The organism is Aromatoleum toluolicum (genome assembly GCF_012911005.2).
Classification (GTDB): domain Bacteria; phylum Pseudomonadota; class Gammaproteobacteria; order Burkholderiales; family Rhodocyclaceae; genus Aromatoleum; species Aromatoleum toluolicum.
This window is the reverse complement of sequence record NZ_WTVS01000188.1, coordinates 1-528: the sequence shown is the minus strand read 5'-3', so window position 1 is coordinate 528 and position 528 is coordinate 1. Positions and strand designations below refer to the sequence as shown.

The window sequence follows — 528 nt, the reverse complement described above, 5'->3', positions numbered from 1 at the left end:
ACATAAATAGTAGCAAATGGCGCCTTCTCAGGCTTCAGCCAGCGCAGGGGTTGCCTGCTGCACGGTGGCCAGCGTGGGCGAGGCCAGCTTGCGCAGGTAGGCCATGGTCTGCAGGCAGGCCTGGGCCACCTCAGTGCCCTTCTTCACAAAATGCTCGCGGAAGAAGCGCACATGGTCCTCGTGGTCGTGGAAGTCGCGCGGCGTGAGCACGGCCGACATCACAGGCACCTCGGTGTCGAGCTGCACGCGCATCAGCCCGTCGATGACGGCGGTGGTGACGAACTCGTGGCGGTAGATGCCGCCGTTGACCACCAGCGCACAGGCCACGATGGCGTCGTAGCGCCCGCTGCGCGCGAGCTTGCGGGCCAAAAGCGGAATCTCGAACGCACCGGGCACATCGAACAGCGCCACCTGCGCGGGGGGCAGGCCGTGGCGGTCAAACTCGGCCAGGGCCGCGTCGCGGGCCTGGTGCACGATGTCCTGGTGCCAGCTGGCACTGATGATAGCCACGCGGGCGCCACGGTGGGC

The 528-nt window shown here is 67.2% G+C and carries 1 protein-coding gene; it reads right to left on the bottom strand.

What is annotated here, in order from left to right; genetic code table 11:
- Positions 1-27: 27 nt before the first annotated feature.
- On the bottom strand, positions 28-528 hold a 501-nt coding region (locus GPA27_RS28300; protein WP_169143732.1), incomplete at its 5' end, for a 6,7-dimethyl-8-ribityllumazine synthase.